Source organism: Streptomyces sp. NPDC058646 (assembly GCF_042716875.1).
Lineage (GTDB): Bacteria > Actinomycetota > Actinomycetes > Streptomycetales > Streptomycetaceae > Streptomyces.
The window spans coordinates 1-16,505 of the sequence record NZ_JBHXRK010000057.1; the positions used below are offsets into that span (position 1 = coordinate 1).

Annotated in this window: 11 protein-coding genes and 5 pseudogenes; 9 read left to right on the forward strand and 7 right to left on the reverse strand. The window is 70.2% G+C overall.

Annotation, left to right across the window (positions count from 1 at the left end; translation table 11 throughout):
* From ACFWUZ_RS35440 to ACFWUZ_RS35455, 4 genes and pseudogenes are all read left to right on the forward strand, one after another.
* Positions 1–610 (forward strand): flotillin domain-containing protein (locus ACFWUZ_RS35440; protein ID WP_384382119.1); only part of this gene is annotated, 610 nt, incomplete at its 5' end.
* 725 nt (positions 611–1,335) lie between these two features.
* A complete protein-coding gene (locus ACFWUZ_RS35445; protein WP_384382121.1) occupies positions 1,336–1,617 on the forward strand; it encodes a hypothetical protein in 282 nt (93 codons plus the stop codon).
* Positions 1,618–2,416: 799 nt separating this feature from the next.
* Complete coding sequence (locus ACFWUZ_RS35450) at positions 2,417–2,749, forward strand: relaxase domain-containing protein (RefSeq protein ID WP_384382123.1); 333 nt, start codon at positions 2,417–2,419, stop codon at positions 2,747–2,749.
* Positions 2,750–3,613, forward strand: a pseudogene (locus ACFWUZ_RS35455) (ABC transporter substrate-binding protein); the annotation flags it as partial. It abuts the gene before it with no gap.
* Positions 3,614–3,808: 195 nt separating this feature from the next.
* On the opposite strand, the gene ACFWUZ_RS35460 reads toward ACFWUZ_RS35455, so the two are convergent.
* Positions 3,809–5,095 (reverse strand): MFS transporter, encoded by a 1,287-nt coding sequence (locus ACFWUZ_RS35460; RefSeq protein WP_384382125.1) that lies wholly within the window; start codon positions 5,093–5,095, stop codon positions 3,809–3,811.
* Between the two features lie 101 nt (positions 5,096–5,196).
* Between ACFWUZ_RS35460 and ACFWUZ_RS35465 the strand changes: the two genes are divergently transcribed.
* Positions 5,197–5,244, forward strand: a complete 48-nt coding sequence (locus tag ACFWUZ_RS35465; protein ID WP_384382137.1) for a hypothetical protein — start codon at positions 5,197–5,199, stop codon at positions 5,242–5,244.
* A gap of 61 nt (positions 5,245–5,305) precedes the next feature.
* Here the strand turns inward: ACFWUZ_RS35465 and ACFWUZ_RS35470 are convergent.
* The 5 genes and pseudogenes from ACFWUZ_RS35470 to ACFWUZ_RS35490 form a co-directional block, all read right to left on the reverse strand.
* Positions 5,306–6,979, reverse strand: a pseudogene (locus ACFWUZ_RS35470) (ABC transporter permease subunit); the annotation flags it as partial.
* 4 nt (positions 6,980–6,983) lie between these two features.
* A complete protein-coding gene (locus ACFWUZ_RS35475) occupies positions 6,984–8,492 on the reverse strand; it encodes an ABC transporter substrate-binding protein (RefSeq protein ID WP_384382127.1) in 1,509 nt (502 codons plus the stop codon).
* Positions 8,493–8,566: 74 nt separating this feature from the next.
* Positions 8,567–9,096, reverse strand: a pseudogene (locus ACFWUZ_RS35480) (GNAT family N-acetyltransferase).
* A 65-nt stretch (positions 9,097–9,161) separates the two neighbouring features.
* Complete coding sequence (locus ACFWUZ_RS35485; RefSeq protein WP_384382139.1) at positions 9,162–9,299, reverse strand: hypothetical protein; 138 nt, start codon at positions 9,297–9,299, stop codon at positions 9,162–9,164.
* 244 nt (positions 9,300–9,543) lie between these two features.
* Positions 9,544–10,127 (reverse strand): annotated as a pseudogene (locus tag ACFWUZ_RS35490) (putative T7SS-secreted protein); the annotation flags it as partial.
* On the opposite strand from ACFWUZ_RS35490, the pseudogene ACFWUZ_RS35495 reads away from it, so the two are divergent.
* The 3 genes and pseudogenes from ACFWUZ_RS35495 to ACFWUZ_RS35505 all read left to right on the forward strand — a co-directional run.
* Positions 10,038–11,620: pseudogene (locus ACFWUZ_RS35495) on the forward strand (PAS domain-containing protein); the annotation flags it as partial. The pseudogenes ACFWUZ_RS35490 and ACFWUZ_RS35495 sit on opposite strands and share 90 nt — an antisense overlap.
* 818 nt (positions 11,621–12,438) lie before the next feature.
* Entirely contained in the window at positions 12,439–12,783 is a 345-nt protein-coding gene (locus ACFWUZ_RS35500; protein WP_384382129.1) for a hypothetical protein, read from the forward strand.
* 603 nt (positions 12,784–13,386) lie between these two features.
* Entirely contained in the window at positions 13,387–13,956 is a 570-nt protein-coding gene (locus tag ACFWUZ_RS35505) for a hypothetical protein (protein WP_384382131.1), read from the forward strand.
* A gap of 335 nt (positions 13,957–14,291) precedes the next feature.
* Here the strand turns inward: ACFWUZ_RS35505 and ACFWUZ_RS35510 are convergent, their stop codons facing one another.
* Positions 14,292–15,215, reverse strand: a complete 924-nt coding sequence (locus tag ACFWUZ_RS35510; protein WP_384382133.1) for a transposase family protein — start codon at positions 15,213–15,215, stop codon at positions 14,292–14,294.
* An 82-nt stretch (positions 15,216–15,297) separates the two neighbouring features.
* On the opposite strand from ACFWUZ_RS35510, the gene ACFWUZ_RS35515 reads away from it, so the two are divergent.
* Positions 15,298–15,753 (forward strand): ASCH domain-containing protein, encoded by a 456-nt coding sequence (locus ACFWUZ_RS35515; RefSeq protein ID WP_384382135.1) that lies wholly within the window; start codon positions 15,298–15,300, stop codon positions 15,751–15,753.
* Positions 15,754–16,505: the final 752 nt, after the last annotated feature.

Below are 16,505 nucleotides of genomic sequence, written 5' to 3' on the forward strand. Positions count from 1 at the left end.
CCGCTACCAGGCCGAACAGGAAGCCGAAGCCCTGCGCGTCGCCCGCGTCAAGCAGGCCGAGGCCGAGCGCCTGGCGGCAATCGCCGCCGCCCAGGGCGAAGCCGAGCGGGCCCGTCTGACCGGTGAAGGCGAGAAGCAGCGCCGCTCCGCACTCGCCGAAGCCGAGGCCATCGAGGGCGCCAAGCGAGGCGAGGCCGAACGCGCCCGCCGCGCCGCCCACGCCGAAGCCGTACGCCTGGAGGGCGACGCTGAAGCCGCGGCCATCCTGGCCAAGGGCGCCGCCGAGGCCGAAGCGATGCAGAAGAAGGCGGACGCCTTCGAAAGCTACGGCGACGCCGCGATGATCCAGATGATGGTCGAGGCACTGCCCCAGGTCGTAGCCAAGGCCGCCGAACCACTGTCCGCCATCGACAAGATGACCGTCATCTCCACCGACGGCGCGAGCAAGCTCTCCCGCACCGTCACGGACAACGTCGCCCAGGGCATGGAACTCCTCTCCTCCACCACCGGCGTCGACCTCGCCCAACTCCTGGGCAACCTCACCCCAGCCAAGACGGCCGCCATGCCCGAGCCGAACTCGTCCAACGGCAAGATCGAAATTGTCGGCTAGCTCGCACAACGTTGGGGCCCGCCGTGAGCGGGCCCCAAGACGCGAGCGGAGGCAGACGCGAAACGAGGGGGATGCCAGGTGAACTACGACCATGAGCCGGTGTTCAAGCGAAGCAAGTGGGGCACCCAGAGGTACTACTACAACCCGCGCAACCCCATCGGACTCACCCTGATCATCATCGCCCCACTCCTTGCCGGGACCATGCTGCTCCTCATAGCGAACCGGGCTGCCCCGTTCGCACCGGAGCCCGCGCCCACATGGAGTCCGCCAAGGCACGAATACTCCTGGCCACCAGCGGCGAGCACCCCCACACCCTGGCCGGCTCCGCTGCCCACCAGCACGCCCGAGCCTTGAGCGGCCCATCCGCCGGTGCGTGACCGCGAGAACCGCCGAGCGTCCCTGCACAGGGGAGCACGTTCCACCCGCGCGCCATATCCCCTATATCGCTCTGGTCCGTGAGGCGGCAGCGTGCCGCGCGTTCGCGGCGCTGTGCTCTCCATCGCGAAGACGCAGGCCCGGCCATGACTTCTGGGGATGTCAGGTGCGCAAACAGGCTGTGATGGACTGATGATCCTTAATTGAAAGGTGGAGGGGCAAGAATGACAGCCGATGAGACGCCTCTGGAAGTGTCGGTTCTTGCAGGCACCGCACCAGAGGGGGCTGAGACGAGGGCCCGGGATGCGCGCCGCATTGAGGGGTGGTCGATCGTCTGGATGCTCCTCGCCATGCTGATCTGGGGATGCTTCATCTTCCTCATGGTCGCCGACTACGGCCCCGAGGTGTCCTCATACAAGGGGACCCACGCTGTGTGCCAGAGCCCGCTAAGCGACCCGTGGCCTCAGGACAGAGTCTGCCGCAGCGACGAGTCGCGGCAGTGGCCCGCACTGATGGGCATCCTCGCCCTGGCGTCCGTAGCGACCGTCACCGCAGCGGCAACCATGGTGTACGCCAAGGTCCTCGCCCGCCTGGCCCACAGCGACGGGTCCGGCGTGCGGCCACAAAGCTGAGGTTCCGTCTGCGTGGACACCAGAAGGCCGCCTCTGGTCACCAGACCACCGTGAAGGCATCAGCACAGCCGCCCTGAACCCCGTGCAGATCACCGTATCGGCGAGAACCTGCGCGGAGCGCACGTGTCATGGGCCGCCCCCAGCTGTCCGATCCCGCAAGGACCTGGCTGGTGAGATGCACGCGCCGTGACATCGATAACCCGACGGGGTCCCGGCCGGTCAGGGCCCGATGCGAATCTCGTGGGTGCCGATGCCGCGCCAGACGATGTGCCGCTCGCCGCGCAGCTCACGGCCGTATGACCACGTGGCGCGCCCGTCTGGTGCCCGGGTGAGCTCGTAGACCCCGGAGCGCTCCGCACCCCCGTCACGCGCAAGCCGGGCCGGAAAAGCCGACCGGTGCGCAGGTCGGGCACGAATGGTTCCAGAACGACGCGGCGGAAGCGCTGGCGCTGGGCGGGGGTGAGGTGCTGGAGGCCGGCGGTGAAGCGGGGGAGCGTCTCGAAGGTGGGCACGGTGGTCTCCTCCGGGCAGCACGACGAAGCCCCCGGCGGTTGCCGGGGGCTGCTGTAGGCGGTGCTCGTTGGTGGTGTGCGTTCCTTGGTGCTGGATGGTGCTCATTGCTGCTGGATGGTGTCGTCCGGGCCGTGGTGTGAGGGCTACCGGAGAGCGATGACATTCGCTTCCGGCCCGGGGCCGCTTCCCGCCTGGGGGGACGCCGGGAAGAAGGTTCGGCCGCTGCTCCCGCCTGGCGGGACATGCCGCTGATCGGCCTTTCCTTTGCAGGTCAGGGCGGTGTGGCATGGTCTCCATGATGGATATCGCGATCATTCGAGCCGGTCCGGTGTACCGCTACTACCTGCGCCAGGTCGTCGTCGGCGACGGCCGCCGCCCGGCGCGTACGCCGCTGCGCGAGGCCCAGGAGCAGGCCGGTGTCCCGGCCGGGCGATGGATGGGCCGCGGACTTGCCGTGCTCGGACTCGCGCCGGGTGAGGAGGTCACCGAGGCGCAGCTGCGGAACCTGTTCGGCGAGCGGGGCCGGCATCCGTATGCGGACCGGATGGAGGCCGACCTGCTCGCCAAGGGCGCCTCCCGAAGGCTGCGTTCAAGGCTGGCGCCCTCGGACGCCGGGTAGAGCTACGAAATGGCCCCACAGCGCGTGGTCACTGATGACGTCGGTATCACCGAGATCATGTTCGCATTCGGACTCGAGGACCGTATGGCGGGCTATGTGATGCCCGACGACAGGGGCGATCTCACATCCGTTCCCTGGAAGGACGCTTACCAGAAGACGAAGTGGCTCTCGCAGAAGACGATCAACAAGGAGCTGGTCCTCGACGCCCGCGCCGATCTCGTGTTCGCGGGCTGGAACTACGGCTTCAACGAGGGGGAGGGCTTCAGCCCCGCCGAGCTGGAGAAGGTGGGCATCGACTCGTACCTGCTGAGCGAATCGTGCCGCAACGGGCAGGGAAAGGCACGCGGAGTGATGCCGCCGCTCGACGCGCTGTACACCGACCTGCGGAACCTGGGAAAGATCTTCGACGTCGATGACCGTGCGGAGGCCCTCATGGCGGACTTCGAGAAGCAGGTGGCCGACGCGGAGGCGAAGGCCCTGAAGGGCGCCGACCGTCCGCGCGTCTTCCTCTATGACCACGGGCAGGACAAGCCGCTGACCTCGGGTCTGTACGCCGGGCCGCACGACATCATCACCAAGGCGGGTGGCGATCACGTCATGAAGGACCTCAAGGACAGCTGGGCGACGGTGGGCTGGGAGACGGTGGTCGAGAGTGACCCCGAGGTGATCGTGATCAACGATTACGGTGACACCACCGCGGAACAGAAGCGGAAGTTCCTGAAGTCCTATCCGCCGCTCGCCGGCGTCTCGGCCGTCAAGAATGACCGGATCGTCGTCCTCCACTACGCGGAACTGGTGGAAAGCCCGCGCAATCCCGCGGCCATCGCCTCACTCGCCGCGGACCTGAGGAGATTTGCCTCGTGACTTGACGGACAGATACACCTCGGCCTCGTCACGCCGACGGCGGTGCCGAGCCGCCGGGCAGGCCGGGCCCCGAGTCCGGCCGTGGCTGTGTCTGGTGGGAGCCTTCGCCTTCCCTGAGCAGCTCGATCAGTGAGCTTCGCGCGCGGGTGACGCGCGACCGGATGGTTCCAAGGGCCGCGCGAAGGTGAGGCGGTGTCAGCGCGCCGGGACCGCGTCCGCCCCGCCTCCGGCGCCTTCCGGGCGATGAGGCAGCAGGGCCACGGCCAGGGCCGGCAGAGCCGCGAGGACGAGCCATGGCACGGCTGGCGGCAGGTCCAGGTCGAGGAGGGAGCCCGTGGCTGAGCCGCCCAGGAGGACGATGAGGCCGGAGACGGAGGACAGGGCGCCGGTGTAGAGGCCGAGACGGCCGTCTTCGGCGAGGTCGGGCACCCAGGCGCGGGTGGCCGGGACGATCAACATCTGGCCCAGGGTGAGTAGGAGGACGTATCCGGTGGCGGGCAGCAGCCCGGCGATGCCCGTCCAGGCGGCGGGCCGGGCGGCTGCCACGATCGCGAAGCCGGCGGCGATGAGCAGCAGTCCGACGGCTATGGAGCGGCGCAGGTCAAGCCGGTCGCCCGCCCAGTGGCTGACGGGGAGCTGGGCGCACACGGCCAGGAGGGAGGCCAGGGCGAACAGCCAGGACAGCGCGGACTGGGAGCCGGTCGCGCGCTGCACCTCGTCGGGCAGGGCGAGATAGAGCTGGTTGTAGGCGAGGAGGTAGGTGCCGTAGGCGCAGCACAGGGCGAGGAAGCGGCGGTTGCGCAGCAGTACGCGGAGCCCGCCCCGGGCCCGGGTATGGACCCGGCCGGGTATGTGCTGCGGCATCAGCCGGGTGTGTCCGGCGAGGACCAGGACGAAGACGGCGGCTCCGGCGAGGCAGGTGGTGCGGAAGTCGACGGCGAGCAGCAGGGCGCCGAGCAGAGGGCCGACGAAGGCGCCGACCTGGCCCGCCGCCGAGAAGAGCGCGAGCACCCGGGTGCGCGGCCCGTGGCCGTCCTCCTCCCATGCCACGGCTTGCCGGGCCGCCTCCGACTCCACGGCCGGGGAGAACAGGGCGGCGGCCAAGCCGATCAGCAGGACCGCGCCGATCACCGCCCAAGTCTGCCCCGCGTACCCGAGCCAGGCGAAGCCGGCGACGCGCAGCGCGCAGCCGGCGAAGACGATGGGACGTACGCCGTAGCGGTCGACGAGCCAGCCGCCGACCACGAACAGGCCCTGTTGACTGAAGGTCCGCAGGCCGAGGACGAAGCCGACCGTCCAGCCCGCCATGCCGATCGCGGTGCCGAGGTGCTGGGCGAGGAACGGCAGGACGGCGTAGAAGCCTACGTTGAAGGCGAGTTGGGTCAGGATCAGTAGCCTCAGGAGCGGTGGCAGGGTCTTCCAGATCCGCTCGCGCGGGGACTTCGGGGCCCCGGCGGGCCGCCGGAGGAAGAAAGCGGTCATCGGGTTCCGTCAGTCGGCGGGGTGAGTGAGTACGGGCGTACGTGGCGGCGCGGGGGTCGCCTGCTCCGTCTCGGCGGGACGTTCTTGCCGCGCTGCCGGGCGTGCTCCCGGCGGCCGGCGCAGGCGGGGCAGGCGCACCCCGTCCGTAGCGGTGACCGCCAGCGTGCCGAGCAGGGCGAGGACGGCGGCCGGGGCGAGGACCGCCCACGGCGCGCGTTCGGCGTACGGCTGGTTCTCAGCGAGCAGCAGGCCCCACTCGGGAGACGGTGGCTGGGAGCCCAGGCCGAGGAAGCCGAGAGCGGCCAGGGCGAGTGCGACACCGGGCAGTCGGAGCAGCGCCTGGCGGGTCACGGGCGGCAGGACGGCCGGGAGCAGCCCGTGGGTGAGGAGGTACCACTGTCCCGCGCCGAGCGCGTGGGTGGCGGTGAGATGGGTGGTGGCGCGTTCCTCGCGCAGCAGCGAGGAGGTGTGGGTGGCCAGCGGTGACCAGGCGACGGCGGCGACCGCGAGCGCGGGCGTCCACGGCCCGCTGCCCGCGAGTCCGGTGACGAGGAGGGCCGCCAGGACGGGCGGGACCGCGTTGACGGTGTCGGCCACGGGCCCGGACAGCCGGCGCAACAGGCCCATGAGTACGCCGACGACGAGAGCGGCGGCGCTCACTGCCAGGGCGATGCCGAGGGTGGTCAGCGCGCCGTGTGCGATGCGGGCCAGGATGTCCCGGCCGAGCGCGTCGGTGCCGAAGGGGTGCGTGAGGGAGGGGGCTTGGAGACGGGAGCCGGTCTCCAGCGCGAGCGGGTCGCGCGGCAGGCCGAAGCCGATGACGGCGGCGAGCAGCGCGCCGTACAGCAGGGGCAGGGCGCGGGCGGGGGCTGACGTGGGCCGGTGCAGGGAGTGCAGGGCGCCGTCACGCAGTGCGGGTCCGATCAGCAGCCGGGCCGCGAGCCGGGCCAGAGCGCCGGCGATCGCGGCGAGCAGGACCAGGGCGAGGGTGCCGGTCTGGAGGACGGGAAGGTCCTGGGCGAGGGCGGCGCGCAGCGTGAGCCTGCCCAGGCCGGGGATGTCGTAGATCTGTTCCACGGCGACGGCGCCGCCGGTCAGGCCGACCACGAACAGACCCAGGTTGGGCAGCACGCCGGGCACGCAGCGCAGCAACGCTTGCCGGGCCACGGACCTAGGCGGGATACCGCGCGCGGCGGCGGCCAGCGTCCACGGCTCGGCGAAGGCGCCGGGCAGCAGGTCGTCCAGCATCCGCCCGAGGACGGCTCCGGCGGGCAGGCCGAGCGCCAGCGAGGGCAGCACCATCCACTGGGGCCCGTACCAGCCCAGGGCGGGCAGCCAGCCGAGCTGCACCCCGATGACCGAGGCGAGTACGGAGGCGAGGAGGAACTCGGGGAGCGCGGCCAGCACCGCCGGGCCGGTACCGCCGGACTTCCGCTCGCCGAGCCGGCGGCGCGAGCCCAGCCACAGTGTGCGGGCGCACACGGCGCCGGCCGTGGCCACGGCTGCGGCCAGTGCCCCGGCCATCAGCAACAGTGAGGCACCGAGGGCCTGGACGACGGACGGCAGCACGTCACCGCCGGAGACCCACGAACGGCCCGCGTCCCCGTGCAGCAGACCGCCGAGCCATCGCCCGAGCATCGCCGAAGGGCCGTCGTCGAGGCCCAGTTGGTCTCGTACTGCGCGTAGCGCCTCCGGGCCGGGGTCGCTCTCCGCCGACCGTGCCTTGAGCACGGTCAGCGCCGGGTCCGTGTGCGACAGCCAGGGCAGCAGGCCGATGCCGCACACCAGGGCGGCGGTGAGTGTGCCCCGCCACGCCAGCGTGAGCCCGCCGCCCCGCGCGATGGCGCGCAGGGTGGCGGTATCGCCTTTCACAGGGCCGGTCATCGTGTCAGCGCCGCGTTCCCGTGCCGACGAGGAGACGCTCGTACGGGTCCATCAGCGTGCCCTCGACCGAGGTGCCGATGCCCATGACGATCTTCATGTGTACCAGCGGGATCACCGCGTCGGTGGCGAGGACGGCGGCTTCGGCGGCCATGACGGCGTCCTGGCGCTGTGCGGTGTCGGTGACGGACGTGGCCTTGGCGACGGCCTGGTCGACCTTCTTGTCACACAGCTGTGACTGGTTGTTGCCACCCTGGCAGGTGTAGTCGCCGGCGAGGGCGGAGACGGGGTCCCCGGTGTCCAGCAGGACGTTGCGCGCGTAGACGGTGGCGTCGAACTTCCCGGCGAGCGCGTCGCTGTCGAACCGGGCGAGGTCACGGACCTCCAGCTTCACGGTGAACCCGGCCTTCTGTAGCTGCTGTTGCAGTACCTGGGCGACCTCCGGCAGCTCGGGCCGGTTGCTGTAGGTGGCGATGGTCACGGACGTGCCGTCCGGATCCGAGGCCTTCGCCCGCCCCTTCGGCTCGACGCGCTTGCCCGCGGCCCAGGTCAGCGCGGGGCCGTAGATGCCCTGAGCCGGCTCCGCGTATCCCTCGTACACGTCCTTGGCGAGGACGGAGGGATCGATGGCCTCCCGGGCGGCGGCACGTAGTCCCGGATCGGCGAACGGGCCGGACTTCGTGTTGAGATTCAGCACGACGTTGCGCGCGGTCGGCTTCTCCTGGACCGACTGCTTGTCCAAGGAGGCGGTCTGGGCGACGGGCAGCGATTCGGCGATGTCCGTCTGGCCGGTGCGCAGCGCGTTGGAGCGGGCTGCGCCGTCGGCTATGAACGTGGCGTCGATGCCGGACGCCTGCGGGCGTCCTCCCCAGTAGCCGTCGAAGCGGTCCAGAGAGGCCGCCGTCTCGCCGGTGATCTTCTTCAGGACGTACGGCCCGGTAGCGGTGCCGACGGGGTTCACGGTGTCCTGCTGCGCGTACGCCTTCGGGGAGAACACTGCCAGACGCGGGTTGGACAGTCGCAGCGGAAGGATGGGGTCGGGGGCTTCGGTACGAACACGCACCTGGTGGTCGCCGACGGCCTCGGCGGTCAGGGTCACCCCGCCCAGGGCCGTCGGCACCGGCTTGGTCTGCGCGGCACGGGTGAGGGCGGTCACGACGGCGTCAGGGGTGACATTGCCGCCGTCCTGGAACTTCGCCTCCCGTAGCGTGAACAGCCAACTACGGCCGCCGTCCTCATTGCTCCAGGAGCGGGCGAGCGCCGGGGCCGCGATGCCGTTGGCGTCCAGCTGGGTCAGGCCCTCGGAGACGCCGAGCCTGGACAGGTCGTAGGCGTCGTCCCCGTACGGGGAGAAGTTCTCGGTGGGCGGGAAGGCCATCGCCACGCGGAGCCGCGCGCCATCCCCGGAGCCCGACGAGCCGGAGGCCTGGGAACCGCCGTCGCGGGAGGCGAAGCAGCCGGTGAGCAGGGGCGCGAGGAGCAGGCCGGCTATGAATCGGCGGCGGGGTCTTCTCATGGTTCGCGTTCTCGTCTTCCGGTCGTGCCGATCAAGGAGCATCGACCGATAGAGTAAACGATAATCGTTTTCATTTAAACCATGGGGACCTCGAAGTGAAGCGTCTCCCCGCCTCGGCGGGGTTCCTCGACCCGCTCGTCGAGCACCAGCTTCCCCAGGGACCGCCACAGGGCTTCCGCCCCCGGCGACGACGGGTAGGTGTGCAGATAGAGCGACCGGTAGCCGCCGTCCGCCCTCGCGAATGCCGCCAGCTCGGACACCAGCCGACGGGCCAGGCCGCGCCGCCGGTGTTCGGGGCGTACGTACACCCGTCGAAGCTGCGCGGTCTCGCCCGAGGGGAAGCGCTCTGCGATCCACTGCGGGTTCGGTGGGTGCTCGGGGCGTCCAGCGCCGCCGTGGCGGCGACCGTCCCGTCCCGCTCGTCGACGGCCCCCAGGAGGGTGTGCCGGGGCGGAACGAGATAGAAGCTCTCCGGATCGATGATGTCGGCGTGCCATCGGGGGACGTAGCCGGTGCCGAAGTCGTGGTAGACGGCGTCGAGCATCACTGCTCGCGCCTCGCCGAGGTCATCCGTGGTCGCGGTCCTGATGCGGTAGTCATGCATGTGCACAGAGTATGCAACTAGGGCCGAGGGCATGTCGCGTGCTCATGCACATCTCTGTGACACCGCTAGGAGGTCCAGACGGTGCCGCGGGTCTCGTACTCCAGCATGGGCTCCAGGCCGAGTGCGGCGTCGACACCCAGTTCGCGGCGGACCAGCCACAGGGCGAGGTCCAGGCCGGAGGTGACGCCGCCGGCGGTGACCACGTCGCCGTCGTCGACGACCCGTGCCTTCTGCACCGCCGGTGCAGAGGCCGGTGATGGTCAGGCCCGGGCGGCGGGCGGCGAAGTTGACCAGGCCGGCTGTGCCCTTGGCGATCCCGTCGAGGAAGTGGTCAACCTCCGCGCCCTTGCGGACGAGCTCGACCAGCGCGGCGTCGGCGGCCGACACCTTCGGCGCCGCGTCACGGGCTTTCTCCAACGCCTGCGCCACCGAGCGAGCCACGTCGTCGCGCTGGCGCCGCGCCTCGGCCAGCAACTGCTGGGCGGCCTTGATGCCGTCCGCACCCGGATCGGTGAATCCCATGGGGCGGGCCGGCAGTGGATCTTGCTGAGCTTTGACAGTCGACTCGTAGTCCTTGACCCACGTCTCGTAGGCGGCGTGGGCGTTCTCCGACAGCTTGACCGCGGTCTTGTACTCCTCGATCGCCTCCTTGGCCTGTCCCTGCGCCCAGGTCACCGTGTCGGCGAAGCGGCCGACTGCGCCGGCCGCCGTCTCGAAGGCGTCGCGGCCGCGAACCAGCGGGGCGCCTTCTCCTGGACGGCGTCCCTAAAGGCGTCGGCCGTGGCGCCCATGATGCCGTCCGTGCCCAGCTTTTTCAGGCTCTCCCCCGTTCGGGTGAAGGCCGTGGAAGTCACGCAGGTGCCCGGCGGTCGTCCGCAGGGTGCTGGCGCTGCCGTGGACCAGCTGCTTGGCCTCCGTGAACAGGGGAGCGGCCAGGTTTCTGGAATCCGCAGGCGGAGGCGCTGACCGGCTACAGCGCCGGGGAGGCGCTCGGCCGGTACGCGGCCCAGCTGCTGGTGGCCGACGAGCATGTCGATCTCGTGCTGCGGCTGTTCGCCGAGGTGATGGGCGGTGGCGGGAGCTGGGCGGGCACGTTCCCGGTGCGGCACAAGGATGGCAGAACGCGGCTGCTGGAGTTCCGCAATATGCGGCTGGAGGAAGACCTCGGCGATCTGTACGCGCTGGGGCTGGCCACCGATCAGGCACTCTTGCGACGGGTGGAGCGGGATCTGGCGCTGTCGGTGCGTTTGGTGGACCAGTCTCCGATCGGTCTGGCCGTCATGGACACCGATCTGCGGTTTGTGGCGCTCAACCCGGCACTCGAACGGATCAACGGTCTGCCCGCCGAAGAGCATCTCGGCCGGCGCGTGGGGGATGTGCTGCCGCTCCTGGACACCGACCATGTCGAGTCCTGCGATGCGCCAGGTGCTGGCCACCGGCGAGCCGCTGGTCGGCCAGCACACCCTGGGCCGCACCCGAGCCGACCCGGAGACCGAGCACGCCTGGTCAGTGTCCTTCTACCGCCTGGAAGACACCGGTGGGACGGTGCTGGGAGTGGCCACTTCGGTGATTGATGTCAGCGACCGCCACCGGGCAGCCACTGACGCGGACCGGGCCCGGCACCGGCTGGCGGTCGTCGCCGACGCCTCCGTGCGCATCGGCACCACCCTGGACCTGGAGCAAACTGCCCGCGAGCTCGCCGACGTCGCCGTCCCCGAACTGGCCGACATGGCCGCCGTGGACATCCTGGATTCCGCCCTGGCCGGCCACCCCGCCCCCGCCCCCGCTGACGGACCCGCGGTGTTCAGGGCCCTGGCCGTCGCCACCGCCTACCCCACCGACGCCGCCGACCCTCCCCGGCGAAGCAGCCCACTACGCCGCCGATCGCCTGGTCACCCGCTGCGTGAACACCAGCCGACCCGTCATGGTGCCCCACGTGGCCGAGGCCGACCTGTCTCTCATCGCCCGCGACCCCAGGGCCGCGGCCATGCTGGCCCGCGCAGGCGTCCACTCCTACCTCGCCGTCCCCCTGACCGCCCGCGGCGAAGTCCTCGGCGCCCTCGACCTCGTACGTGCCCGCAACCCGCTGCCCTTCACCGATGACGACGCCACCCTGGCCACCGAGCTGGCCGCCCGCGCCGCCGTCTGCATCGACAACGCCCGCTGGTACCAGCAGCAGCGCGCCACCGCCTTCACCCTCCAGCGCAGCCTGCTGCCCCAGCCACCCCCGCACCTGTCCGGCCTGGACGTGGCCTCCCGCTACCAGCCCGCCGGCGCGGCCATCGAAGTCGGCGGCGACTGGTACGACGTCCTGCCCCTGACCGACGACCGGACCGCGCTCGTCGTCGGCGACGTCATGGGCAGTGGCATCAACGCCGCCACCACCATGGGACGACTTCGCACCGCCACCCAGACCCTCGCCACCCTCGACCTGGAGCCCGCGGAGGTGCTCCGCAACCTGGACCGGATCACCGCCGGCCTGGACCCCTACATCGCCACCTGCACCTACGCCGTCTACGACCCCCAGCTCGGTCCGGTCAATGGCCTTGCGCAGCGCGTATGTGGCATCTGCGGCCTGCTGGGCGGCGCCAGCCAGCTCAGGGGCCAGGACCTGAAGGCGGATGTGGGGCGCGGTGATTGCCGCCCGGGTGTCGTGGGACCTCGTCTGGGCCTCCAGCTGGTGCTCGGTGCCTGCCTCGGTCAGGGCCAGACGCTCCCGATGGAACATCGCCGAGCCGTGCGCGTCCAGGGCGGCCGCAAAGTCGGTGACGGCGCCGAGCTGATCCTGGCGGTGGCTGTCGGCGCGCTCCTCGGCGCGTGCCGAACGCTGCTGGAGGAGCCCGGCGGTCAGGGCACCAGCGAGGGTACCGAGTACGGCAACGATCGAAGGCCATATGGACATCAGGTGTTGGGTCCTCTCGGGTAGTCGGTTTCGGTGGTGAGGCCAGCGGACAGCGAGGTACGCGGCGGTGCCTGCGGTGGCAGGGAAACGACTGAGGCGCTCCGGACTTATCCCGGCGGTCAGTTTGCGGCTGGGGTCATTCGGAGTCGTCCGGGACCATGATCACTTGCTCCGAGCCGACCAGCACACGAGACGGCCGGAAACAAGTACCGGCGCGCTCCCAGAACTCAGCAACACGTTTCTTGCCGCTGACGGAACGTTTCCAGCGGCGACCAACAGATGTTGCTTGGCTCCCGGCGGTAGAACCATCCGTGGGTGGAGGTCTGCCACGCCACGACCCGTGGGCGTGTCGCCCACAAAAGAGCATCAATCTCACATAGCGTCCACATCTGTCATTTCCATCCAAAGGATGGTTGCGGCTCTGACGAAGAGGAAATGCTGTGCGCAAACTTCGCAAGGCTGCCCTGGTAGCCGCCATGGCCGGAAGTATCAGCGTGTTCGGCGCCGGCGTCGCCTCCGCCCACGGCGCGGACGGCAGGGAGACGGGCCAACCCGGCAACGTGACCGCCTGCAATCAGCAGGCCGAGGTCACACAGGTGACGTTCCAGAACGGCCTCATCAATGGCCCGCTTCTCGGTAGCGGCCCGGCGACCGCAACGTCTTCCCAGCAGATCTGCAGCGGGAGGGACAGCCTCGGCGTGAATGGCGCCTCCGCCAGGACGGGAGGTGGACTCCTCAGCGACCTTGCCCCCACCGTCAGCAGTATTCTGCCCGGCGTCCTGTAACGCCCCGGCGCGCCCGACCCTGGGTCGCGGCCCGGTTGACGGTGCGGCTCCAGGTGCCGGCTCCCGGGAGGTCAAGCCTGACCGCCCGAGATCCCTTGGTGTGCAGGGCGTGGTGGGGTCATGTCCAGCGGTGCGCTGAGGCATGGCGCCCTTACGAGACCGGTCACCCACCGTGCTCTGGCCACCTCTTGAATCGGATGACAGGGAGATGTTGTGCGCAGGTTTCATCGGGCTGCTCTGGTAGTTGCCATGGTGGGGAGTGCCAGTGTGTTGGGGGCCGGTGGTGCCTTCGTCCACGCCTACGTGGGCGGAGATACGGGCCCGGGCGCGAACGTGGTCGAGTGCGATCAGAGCTCTGAGGTCACTCATGTGACCTTCCAGAACGGTCTCCTCAATGGCCCGCTTCTCGGAAGTGGACCGGCGAGTGCGGCCGCTGTCCAGCAGATCTGCAGCGGGAGGGACAGCTCCGGCTTGAATGGTGCCGGCGCCCAGTCGGGCCCCGTCGTCGGAACCACCCCCACCCCCACCCCGACCCCCCCGCCCAGCGGTGAAGTGGTGTTCACCTCTGACGGAACTTTCACCCCACCCGCGGGTGTCACGTCCGTGACTGCCCGAGTCTGGGGTGCGGGCGGCGGAGGCGGCGGAGCCGGCGGATCCGGCCCCGGAGTCGGCGGTGGAGGCGGCGGAGGCGGAGCCGGAGGCTACGTCTCGTGCACCGTGCCGGTGACGCCGGGCACCGTCTACACGGTCGACACAGGCGAAGGCGGAGCCGGCGGCGAAGGCGGTACGGCCGGTCCCGTCGGCACTCCCGGCGGTGACGGCGAGCCGGGAGAAGCTGCTGCCCTGCTGGCACCCAACGCCACCGCCCTGGCTACCGCCACCGGCGGGCAGGGAGGCGGCGGCGGTGGCGCAGGTGGTGGTCCTGGGGGAATCACCCCCGGGGCCGGCGGCGAGGGCGGCACCGGAACGTGCTCAGGAGCCGGCACGATCCAAAATGGCGGCGACGGCGCCCCCGGCGTCCTCGAGGCCGGCGGGCAGGGCGGCCTGCCCGCGCAGCCCGCACCGGACGGCCGTGCCGCAGGCGGCGACGGCGGCAACGCCGGAATTGGCCCCGGCGCCCCCGGCGGCTCTGGAGAGCCGGGCGGCGACTCCTACGTCGTCATCTCATACTGACGCCTCTTCCCCGGGAATCCATCGGTGAACGGATATCGACAACAGCTACCCAGGGCTGCGGTACGGGAGTGCCTGGACCGGTTGGACTGCGGCCTGACTGTCCCCGGCAGCACCTCCCGTTCCGGTAGGTGGCGCAACACCCCGATGAGCCATGACCGCCGTACCCTGAGCTGTACGTGATCTGCGGCCGCTGCCCCGTCGGCACCGCTTCGGACTCCTAGTTCGGCCGCTGGGAGCAAGCAATCCGAGGTAGGTGCCGAAGGTTCACCTCTCTAACAACGTGGTGCGCGATTGAGGGTGGGGCGTGCTGGCCTGGAGAGTCGTCGGGTGGGTGATCACCTCTCGGCGGCACGGTCGGAGACCAGGCCGGCGACGGCCGAGTGAATCTCGTCGTAGTACTCGCGGCGTCCGATCCAGCGTTGCAGGGGCCGCCACTGCTTGTGCTCGGCGTTGCCGTGCTCGACGCAGATCCGCTCCGAGGACTGCTGGTGTCGGACCCTTTCCCAGACGGCCAGTTCCTCGGGGGTGGCGTCCTTGTTCGGTTTCTTCGGAGGCGCCTCGACCTGGTTGGGGAAATCTCTGGCCAGGCCCAGATAGCCGGCGTCGACCTTGGCCCTGACCCCGGGGAACTGCTCGAACAGATCCCAGATGCCCTCGGTCTTCAATGCTGTCTGATCATGCATGCGGCCGGGCCGGAACGCCCCGGTCCACAGCGTGCGGCCCTTCCCGTCGGTGATGACGGTGGCTTTCTTGGTGTTCTGCCTGCGCTTGCCCGAGACGAAGGCGCGGCGGCCGGGCTTGTTCGCCCGCGGGCGGCGGACCTGGACCTCGGTGCCGTCGCTCCGCAGCTCGACGCCCTTGGCAGCGGCGTGCGCGAACACGCCCGCAAGCGTGCGAAGCCGCAGGTCGGGCTGGCCGGGAACGGCGAAGCCCCGTGCGGCAAGCAGTGGACGGATCTCGTGAACAGCGCGGGTGATTGTGGAGCGGTCCACGCCGTAGAACAGGGCCAGGGCGGCGTGTGGGAGTTGAAAGCGCAGGATCACCAGGGTGGCGATCATTCGATCGGTGAACACCAGCTCGTGGTTCGGTCCGGCACCGGCCACGCGCAGACGCTCGTGGCCTCGACGTTCATGGAGCCGCCCTGCTTCGGAGGCCATCCAGGGGCTGGCTAACTCTCCGATCAGCGCACCGAGTCGACGCCGGGACAGACCGGTGCAGATACGATGGGAAAGGGCCGTGCGGGCCAGGTATTGCGTCACAACAACACCCAACCCGCGGTTCCCCGCCACGTCACGGCCCACTCCTGCCGGCCCGCGCGGCATGGACAGTTACCGTGACCGCATGACGACTGACGCCACCCCACCCGCGAACCTCGCATCGATGCCCAGGGCCGAGTTCGCCTTCCCCGGCCCGCTGCGCGACCAGCTCGTCGCAGCGATCCTCAACGGTTCCAAGACCTCCACCACAACACTCCTTGTCGACTACGAGCATGAGGGGGAGCCCCTGCCGAAAGTCGGGAGCCGTTCGGTGGTCATCGACTCGGATGACCGTCCGGTCGCGGTCATCGAGATCACCGGCGTGCGTGTCGTCCCGCTGGCGCAGGTGGATCTCGCTCACGTGGTGGACGAGGGGGAGGGTGACACCAGCGTGGCCGAGTGGCGGGCGGGCCACGAGCGGTTTTGGCACAGCGAGGAGATGCGCGCTGCGTTGGAGGACCCCGAATTCACCGTGGACGACACGACGCTGGCGGTTCTGGAACGCTTCCGCCTCATCACCGACCTTCGCCTCGCCGATTAATCATCCGCCTATCGCTCACCACGTCGTTACTCACGTCGTCACAGCCACCGACGTGTTGCTGGCGGATGAAGATGTTGGGGACAGTGCGCTGCCCGGTCTTCTCGTATCCGGTTCCGAATCCTGTGCGGACATGACGCGGCCTCCTGACCTTGGCGACAGCCGCCGGTGGCCTTGCGGCGCACGCGGCTCGTGCAGGGTTGTCCAGCACCTACCCGGCGCTGCGCGCACCACGCTGCAGGGCTGCTTCGGCGGCAGCGGCCGGGGGTTTATCCGGCTGAGGCGGGTGGCCGGCCCCCACGCGAACTCGAGGTCGTCCAGCAGAAGCTCCTCCAGCGACGCGTCCCATCGGGCGCGCAGGAGGAACGGGGCGCTCTCCATGCGCTCGCAGACGATCAGGCTCTTGGGCTGCCCGGCCAGCATGTACCGGCCGTGCGAGGCGGGCTTGCTGCCGGGCCCGTACGCGCGCAGCAGCTCCTCCAGGCGCCCCCGGTGCCGGTCTGCGAATGCTCCCGGCGCTGCACGTACCCGGCCCGCTCGTCCTCGCGTACGGCGCTGAGTGCCACGGTCAGGATCTCCTCCGACGCCTCGGAGCTGAGGAAGTCGCCGGGTCGGCCAGGGCCTACGTGCACTGCTGCGCCGCCGCTAGGGCCTGTGTGATGTCGTGATCATTCGGCGGTCTTGATCAGGTCGTCGATCCAGATCATTGCGGCGCGGAGGTGGAGGCCGGCGAGGTAGCTGTCCGGGCTCTTGTC